The organism is Flavobacterium sp., assembly GCF_035760125.1.
GTDB lineage: Bacteria > Bacteroidota > Bacteroidia > Flavobacteriales > Flavobacteriaceae > Flavobacterium.
Genome location: NZ_DASTTN010000384.1, coordinates 1 through 7,938 on the forward strand (window position 1 = coordinate 1; position 7,938 = coordinate 7,938).

Annotated in this window: 9 protein-coding genes; 8 read left to right on the plus strand and 1 reads right to left on the minus strand. The window is 34.5% G+C overall.

What is annotated here, in order from left to right; translation table 11 throughout:
- Positions 1-135: 135 nt before the first annotated feature.
- Both VFS71_RS13720 and VFS71_RS13725 read left to right on the plus strand, forming a co-directional pair.
- Positions 136-1,392: a mechanosensitive ion channel family protein gene (locus tag VFS71_RS13720; RefSeq protein WP_326401904.1), complete on the plus strand. Its 1,257-nt coding sequence runs from the start codon at positions 136-138 to the stop codon at positions 1,390-1,392.
- A gap of 5 nt (positions 1,393-1,397) precedes the next feature.
- Complete coding sequence (locus tag VFS71_RS13725) at positions 1,398-1,808, plus strand: ACT domain-containing protein (RefSeq protein WP_326401906.1); 411 nt, start codon at positions 1,398-1,400, stop codon at positions 1,806-1,808.
- A gap of 48 nt (positions 1,809-1,856) precedes the next feature.
- Here the strand turns inward: VFS71_RS13725 and VFS71_RS13730 are convergent, their stop codons facing one another.
- A complete protein-coding gene (locus tag VFS71_RS13730; protein WP_326401907.1) occupies positions 1,857-2,243 on the minus strand; it encodes an acyl-CoA thioesterase in 387 nt (128 codons plus the stop codon).
- Positions 2,244-2,313: 70 nt separating this feature from the next.
- Between VFS71_RS13730 and VFS71_RS13735 the strand changes: the two genes are divergently transcribed.
- The 6 genes from VFS71_RS13735 to VFS71_RS13760 form a co-directional block, all read left to right on the plus strand.
- Entirely contained in the window at positions 2,314-2,712 is a 399-nt protein-coding gene (locus VFS71_RS13735) for a glyoxalase (protein ID WP_326401908.1), read from the plus strand.
- 345 nt (positions 2,713-3,057) lie between these two features.
- Positions 3,058-3,618, plus strand: a complete 561-nt coding sequence (locus VFS71_RS13740) for a gluconate 2-dehydrogenase subunit 3 family protein (protein ID WP_326401909.1) — start codon at positions 3,058-3,060, stop codon at positions 3,616-3,618.
- A gap of 48 nt (positions 3,619-3,666) precedes the next feature.
- Entirely contained in the window at positions 3,667-5,370 is a 1,704-nt protein-coding gene (locus tag VFS71_RS13745) for a GMC family oxidoreductase (protein ID WP_326401910.1), read from the plus strand.
- Between the two features lie 17 nt (positions 5,371-5,387).
- On the plus strand, positions 5,388-6,542 hold the full coding sequence (locus tag VFS71_RS13750; RefSeq protein ID WP_326401911.1) for a Gfo/Idh/MocA family oxidoreductase: 1,155 nt from the start codon (positions 5,388-5,390) through the stop codon (positions 6,540-6,542).
- Between the two features lie 10 nt (positions 6,543-6,552).
- On the plus strand, positions 6,553-7,605 hold the full coding sequence (locus tag VFS71_RS13755; RefSeq protein WP_326401913.1) for a sugar phosphate isomerase/epimerase: 1,053 nt from the start codon (positions 6,553-6,555) through the stop codon (positions 7,603-7,605).
- Between the two features lie 19 nt (positions 7,606-7,624).
- The coding region (locus VFS71_RS13760; RefSeq protein WP_326401915.1) for a c-type cytochrome at positions 7,625-7,938 on the plus strand (314 nt) is incomplete at its 3' end.

Below are 7,938 nucleotides of genomic sequence, written 5' to 3' on the forward strand. Positions count from 1 at the left end.
TTATTGCCGTTTGGAACTTTTTATATGGAGAAAAAATATTTGTAAAATTTCTAGCTCTTAGTAATTAGTGAACAGTAATTAGTTTTTGAATACTAATTATTAACAGCTATTCACTAATCACTTAAAAAATAAAATATGAACAAACTCATTCATTCCATTTTTAGTTTTCTCTACCCTATTTTCAGAGATTGGGGAATGAGCAGAAGTGTGTCCACTTATTTGAGTTTGTTTTTCAATACTATTTTGCTTTGTTTTTTGGCTTATACCTTGTATGTGGTTTTCCGATTTATATTGGTAACCATCATGGCCCTTGTCGCCCAAAGAACCAAAACCAAATTTGATGATTTATTGGTAACCAATAAAACGGCTAAGTATATCGCTTATTTGGTTCCGTTGTTTTTTGTGTTTAGATCTGTTCCAGTGATTTTGGATAAGTTTGAATACTGGGAAAGCATCTTTGGTAAAACAGTGGGCGTTTATATCGTTTTGCTGATTTTGTGGATTATCCGAACCATTTTTAATTCCTTACGCGATTATTTAAAATTGATTCCACGTTACAGTGACAAACCTATTGATAGTTTCATTCAGGTTATTATGATTGTGTTGTGGATGTTTGGAATTGCGCTGATTATTTCAAAACTATTTGATATTGACCAAAAGGAATTGTTGACCATTTTGGGAGCTGTTTCGGCAGTAATCATCTTGATTTTTAGGGATACAATACTTGGTTTTGTGGCAAGTGTCCAGGTTGCAATAAACGATATGGTGCGTATTGGTGACTGGATTACTATGGATCGTTATGGTGCCGATGGAGATGTAATCGAAATCAATCTGGCTACGGTGAAAGTTCGAAATTTTGACAATACCACAACTACAATTCCAACCTATAGTTTGAGTTCTGACTCTTTTCAAAACTGGAGGGGAATGCTAAATTCAGACGGAAGACGAATTAAGAGACATATTATTATTAAAGCAAATAGTATCCGGTTTCTGGAAGATAATGAACTCATTGATTTAAAGAAAATAGATCTTTTAAGCACCTATATTGATGCCCGAAAAACAGAAATTGACAACTATAATCGCGGACATAAAATTGATAAAAGCTTGGCTATAAATGGTCGTAACTTGACCAATTTAGGTTTGTTTCGAAAATACATTACCCAATATCTACATCAATACCCAGGATTAAATAAGGATATGTTGATGCTTTGCCGACAACTACAACCTACGCCTTATGGTGTTCCTCTTGAAATTTATGCTTTTTCTAAAGACAAACGTTTTGAGAATTACGAATACATCCAATCGGATATATTTGACCATATCATTGCTTCGATTTCCTACTTTGATTTGGAAATTTTTGTAATGCCTTCCGAAAATATGGTAAAGCCTTAAATACAATGGAAGGAGAAAAAGGAGAAAACAATTTAGAAAAATTGCTTAGAACAATGAATCCTTCACTGAATGAAGGAGATTATGTTTTTTGTGTAATAAATGATATCACTACCGTGAACAGCAGTGATATCATCATGTTTTTCAGAGAGCAGGAAGGATTTACAGTGATAATCAAAAAAGAAATGGCAGACAGCCTTAAACTTGAATACTCATTTGTAGCCTCATGGATTACTTTAACGGTTCATTCATCACTAGAAGCAGTTGGATTAACTGCAGCATTTTCTAAAGCATTATCGCAAGAAGGAATTAGTTGTAATGTGGTTGCAGCATTTTATCATGACCATATTTTTGTAGGTATAAATGATACCGATAAAGCTATGGAAATTCTTAATCGATTTGCGAATTCAGAAATTTAAGAAATAAAATCTTAGCCGCTCAAAATCTTAGTGCCTTGGTATCTCTCATTAACCAATCCTATCTTTTACATACTCAATTTCAGTTTTCCCGTGTGCTTTTGGTTTACCATCATCTCCTAGATTTACCATTGTTGTGCTGTCTATAGTAATGATTGTTTCGCGTGTCATCATATTTCGTGCTTCACATATTAATTCAATCGAACTACGTCCAAATTTTACAACATCAATTCCAATTTCGATTATATCACCTTGTCTAGCTGAACTTCTAAAATTGATTTCAGACATGTGTTTGGTAACGATTCTGGAGTTTTCTAATTGAATAATGGTATACAAAGCCAGCTCTTCGTCAATCCAAGCCAATAATTTTCCACCAAATAATGTCCCATTGGGGTTTAAATCTTCTGGTTTTACCCATTTTCTAGTATGAAATCGCATATTTTTTAATTTAATAATGCTAAAATAAGACATTGCTAACAGTAATTTTTATATTTTTAAAGAAAAAAAGATGAATCAGAGAGATAAATTAATCAAAGAAATTCGAGGAGAATCATTAGGAAATGTGAATAATCAGTCGTCTTCAGATGAGTTGTTTCAAAATGAGGTGCTTAGGCCTATTTTGCAACTGCAAAACGATTTGTTTATCGCATCTTTTTTAAATTACATAAGTAAATACAAAAGAGACTTTTACACCAAATCAGTCGAAAACAAATTGTCTATTATAGAAAATGCAATTCAAAAAGATATCAAGTTCCGAAATGCCTTAAAGGGAATGATTATCGCATTGTTTACGACTGATGAATATGCACTATATATTCAGAATTCTTCCAGTCTGAACAAAAGGATGATGAATTTATTAATCGAAAGATTGAAAAGTCAAGTTCAGTTGTTTGATAAAGAGAATTAATCAACTTAGTTATTGTGTGTTTTTAACGCAATGAAATATGTTTTTTGATTGTAAAAAATATATTTAGTAAGGTTTTTATGTAATAAATAAACTTCTAACTCTTTTGTTTTCATGTTTTTCTTAAAATCACATTCTTAAAATTTTGCATTTTTTCTTACTTCTTATAGTTTGTTGCTATATTTTTTTAAATATTATTTGCTAAAACGATTTAATATTATGAATTATTAATTTATTTTATTTAATTAACGTATTTGTGATAAATATGTCTGTTTTTTACTTATTATTGTAATGTATTGATAATTGTATTATTGGTAATTATTTCATGATATTTTTAATATTTCGCAAATGGAAAGACGAGAGGCACTAAAAAAGATTGCTTATTTGATGGGTGGAGCAATTTCTGCCACAACAATGGGGGTTTTGTTTGAAAGTTTTACAGTTTATGATCCCGAAAAGAATACCTATTTCTTTTCAGCTACGGATGAAGAAATTTTGGCTGAATTTTCAGAAATTATTTTACCAACTACCGAAAATTCTCCCGGAGCAAAAGCTGCTGGGGTTGGAGCTTTCATTCCATTAGTTATAAAAGATTGTTATCCCCCAAAATTGCAAGAAGTCTTTAAAAATGGATTTGAAGATATGTTAGCCAAATGCAAAGCTAAATTCAACAAAGAATTCTTGAGTCTCAATAGTGAAGAAAAGATTCAGCTTATGAATGAATTGAAGCAACAGGCTATCGATAGCAATAAAGAACCTTCTTTCTTTATGATTGCTAGAGATTTAACCATATTAGGTTATTTTTCTTCAGAAATTGGTTGTACAATGGCCAGAGAATATTTGCCTATACCAGGAAAATATGACGGTAGTGCAGAATACAAACCCGGTCAGAAAGCTTGGGCTACATAATGCGAAAGTACTTGCAACTAAATTTTATTAATTACTAAAAAGAAACTCGTGAATATAAATACTGATCTAAAGAAGCAAAATACTTATGACGCAATTGTTATAGGTTCAGGAATAAGTGGAGGTTGGGCAGCCAAAGAATTAACTGAAAAAGGATTGAAAGTCCTGATGTTAGAACGCGGTATGAACATCGAGCATATTAAAGATTATGATTCGGCTATGAAAGCTCCTTGGGAAATACCATATGCCGGAAAAATGACAGAAGAACAAAAGAGAACACATCCTGTGCAAACTAGAGATTATCCATATAGCCAAGCTAATGAAAGCTGGTGGGTAAACGACTTAGAATGTCCTTATACCGAAGATAAGCGTTTTGATTGGTACAGAGGTTTTCATGTTGGAGGTAAGTCCCTAATGTGGGGTCGTCAAAGTTACCGTTTAAGTGATCACAATTTTGAAGATAACGCCAAGGATGGTCATGGTAATGATTGGCCAATTCGATATAAAGATATTGCCCCTTGGTATGATTATGCAGAAAAATTTGCTGGAATAAGCGGCCAAAATGAAAATTGGCCTTTGCTCCCAGACGGTCAATTTTTACCTCCCATGGATATGAATTGCGTTGAAAAATCAGTAAAAGAACGTATTGAAAAGCATTATAATAAATCTAGAATTATGACAATTGGGCGAACTGCAAATCTTACTCAACCTCATTTAGGGAGAGGCAGTTGTCAATATAGAAATTTATGCAGTAGAGGCTGTCCATTTGGAGCCTATTTCAGTACACAGTCTTCGACTTTACCGGCCGCTATGGCCACTAAAAGATTAACAGTCCGTCCCTACTCGATTGTTAATCATATAATTTATGACAAAGACACCAAAAAAGCCAAAGGAGTAATGGTTATTGATGCCCAGACGAATGAAACTATGGAGTTTTATGCAAAAATTGTTTTTGTAAATGGATCGACTTTGGGATCAACCTTTATTTTATTGAATTCAACTTCCGAAGCTCACCCGAATGGTTTGGGTAATGGTAGTGGACATTTGGGACATAATTTAATGGATCATCACTTTAGATGTGGTGCTGAAGGAAGCGCTGAAGGTTTTGAAGACAAATATACTTATGGACGAAGAGCGAATGGTATCTATATTCCAAGATACCAAAATTTTAATAATGACAAACGCGATTATTTGCGTGGTTTTGGATATCAAGGTGGAGCCAGTAGAGGTAATTGGCATAAAGAAGTTGCCGAATTAGCCTTTGGTGGTGATTTCAAAGAAACAATGTCAAGACCAGCTGACTCATGGACAATGGGATTAGGAGGTTTTGGAGAAATGCTTCCTTACTATGAAAATAAAGTGTATATCGATCATTCTAAAAAAGATAAATGGGGACAACCCGTACTGGCAATTGACTGCGAATACAAAGAGAATGAAGCGAAAATGCGTGAGGATATGATGTATGATGCTGCTGAAATGCTGGAAGCTGCAGGCATGAAAAACGTAAAAACCTATGATAATGGTTGTTTTCCTGGAATGGCTATTCACGAAATGGGGACTGCCCGTATGGGGAATGATCCTAAAGAATCAGTATTAAACAAATGGAATCAAATGCACGAAGTGAGTAATGTATTTGTTACCGATGGTTCTTGTATGCCTTCTATTGCTTGTCAAAATCCGTCATTAACATTCATGGCTCTGACTGCCAGGGCTTGTGATTATGCTGTAAAAGAATTAAAGAAAAAAAATATCTAGATTAGGATTATTCAATTATGAGAAAATTAAAAATGGGAATGATTGGCGGTGGCAAAAATGCTTTTATCGGAGCAGTTCACCGCATTGCCGCCAACATGGATGGTTTAATCGAATTGCATTGTGGAGCATTTAGTTCCAATCCTGAGTTATCTCTTGAATCTGGTAAAGAATTAGGTTTGGCAGAAGATAAATGTTATGAGTCCTATGTTCAAATGATTGAAACAGAAGTAAAATTACCTCCAAATGAGAGAATGGATTTTGTTTCGATAGTTACTCCAAATCATGCCCACTTTGCTCCTGCTATGTTAGCATTGGAAAATGGTTTTCATGTTGTTTTGGACAAGCCAATGACTTTGACTTTGGCTGAGGCAAAATTACTGGAACAAAAAGTTACAGAAACTGGACTTTATTTGTGCTTGACACATACTTACGCCGGTTATCCGATGGTAAAACAAGCCCGTAGGATGATAGCTGAGAATGATTTTGGAACCATTCGAAAAATAATGGTAGAATATCCTCAAGGCTGGTTGAGCACTCAATTTGAAACTGGTGGAAACAAACAAGCGGCTTGGAGAACAGATCCATCAAAAAGTGGAATTAGTGGTTGTATGGGAGACATTGGAACTCATGCGGCACATTTAGCAGAATACATTTCAGGATTAAAAATCACACAACTTTGTGCTGATATTAATACTGTCGTTGCAAATAGGAGATTGGATGATGACGGAAACGTATTGCTTAAATTTGACAATGGAGCCAATGGAATTTTGGTTGCCAGTCAAATTGCGGCTGGTGAAGAAAATAGTTTAAAAATTAAAGTGTATGGTGAAAAGGGAGGCTTAGAATGGCATCAAATGGAACCAAACACTTTGACTGTAAAATGGCTAGACTCCCCTACTCAATTGTATCGTACCGGAAACGGATATTTATCACAGATAGCAGCTTTCAATACTAGAATTCCAAGCGGACATCCAGAAGGATATTTGGAAGCGTTTGGGAATTTATACAAAAACTTTGCTTTGACTTTACAATCAAAATTAGAAGAGAAAGAACCAACGGCAAGTATGCTTGATTTTCCAACAGTAAAAGATGGTGTTCGAGGAATGGCTTTTATAGAAAATGTAATTGCTTCAGGAAAATCAACTCAAAAATGGACTGAATTTAAAATTTAAATCGAATTAAATGACCACAATGCAAGGACCAGCCGTTTTTTTGGCACAATTTATTTCTGATGAAGCTCCTTTTAATTCTTTGGAAGGAATTTGCCAATGGGCATCCAATCTGGATTTTAAAGGAATACAAATACCGACTCTGGATTCCCGCTTTATTGATTTGCAAAAAGCGGCTGAAAGCAAAACCTATGCTGATGAACTTACAGGGATTGTAGAATCTTATGGCTTAAAAATTTCTGAACTTTCTACGCATTTACAAGGTCAGTTGGTTGCCGTTCATCCCGCCTACGATGATTTTTTCGATGGATTTGCTCCGCAGGCTTTACGAGGTAATCCGAAAGCAAGACAAGAATGGGCGGTGCAACAATTACATTATGCAGCAAAAGCTTCTCAGAATTTAGGTTTAAATGCGCATGCTACTTTCAGCGGTTCGTTATTGTGGCAATATTTTCATCCCTGGCCTCAACGTCCACCTGGTTTAATTGAAGATGGTTTCAAAGAACTGGCTAAACGCTGGATGCCAATCCTTAATGAATTTGATAAAAATGGTGTGGATGTTTGTTATGAAATCCATCCCGGTGAAGATTTATTTGATGGTGAAACCTACGAAATGTTTCTCAAAGCAGTAAACAATCACGAACGCGCTTGTATTTTGTATGACCCTTCACATTTTGTTCTTCAACAATTGGATTATATTCAATACATCGATTTTTATCATGAACGAATCAAAGCTTTTCACGTGAAGGATGCCGAGTTTAATCCAACGGGAAAACAAGGAACTTTTGGTGGATATCAAAGTTGGCTAAATCGTGCAGGTCGTTATCGTTCGCCTGGTGATGGTCAAATTGATTTTAAAACCATTTTTAGCAAATTAGCACAATATGATTATAAAGGTTGGGCAGTGATGGAATGGGAATGTTGTTTAAAAAATCAAGAAGATGGCGCTCGTGAGGGAGCTGAATTTATAAAAAAACATATTATCAAAGTCACTGATAAAGCTTTTGATGATTTTGCTGCTGTTGAAACAAACTCACAGCTTAATAGAAAAAATTTAGGAATATAAATTGTTTAATTAATACAATATGAAAATTAAAATTTTAGCTGCAATAATAGCTCTAGGAGCTTTGAGTTCTTTCTCGAATTATGAATCAGTTCCAACAGGATATAGTGGTAAAGAAGATATTCAAGCTTCTGAAGGAGAGTTAATAATGAAGAAACAAGATTGTGCCACTTGTCACAAAATTGATAAAAAAGTAATTGGACCCTCTTTTTTGGATATTTCCAAAAAATATTCAATGAATGACAAAAATATCAACTATTTATCGGATAAAATTATAAAAGGAGGTTCAGGCGTCTGGGGCACTATACCTATGGCACCTCATGCTGCATTAAAAAA

Bases quoted from the DNA above. Each gene is read 5' to 3' on its own strand.
- VFS71_RS13720 (WP_326401904.1), top strand. From the start codon at position 136: ATGAACAAACTCATTCATTCCATTTTTAGTTTTCTCTACCCTATTTTC.
- VFS71_RS13725 (WP_326401906.1), top strand. From the start codon at position 1,398: ATGGAAGGAGAAAAAGGAGAAAACAATTTAGAAAAATTGCTTAGAACA.
- VFS71_RS13730 (WP_326401907.1), bottom strand. From the start codon at position 2,243: ATGCGATTTCATACTAGAAAATGGGTAAAACCAGAAGATTTAAACCCC.
- VFS71_RS13735 (WP_326401908.1), top strand. From the start codon at position 2,314: ATGAATCAGAGAGATAAATTAATCAAAGAAATTCGAGGAGAATCATTA.
- VFS71_RS13740 (WP_326401909.1), top strand. From the start codon at position 3,058: ATGGAAAGACGAGAGGCACTAAAAAAGATTGCTTATTTGATGGGTGGA.
- VFS71_RS13750 (WP_326401911.1), top strand. From the start codon at position 5,388: ATGAGAAAATTAAAAATGGGAATGATTGGCGGTGGCAAAAATGCTTTT.
- VFS71_RS13755 (WP_326401913.1), top strand. From the start codon at position 6,553: ATGACCACAATGCAAGGACCAGCCGTTTTTTTGGCACAATTTATTTCT.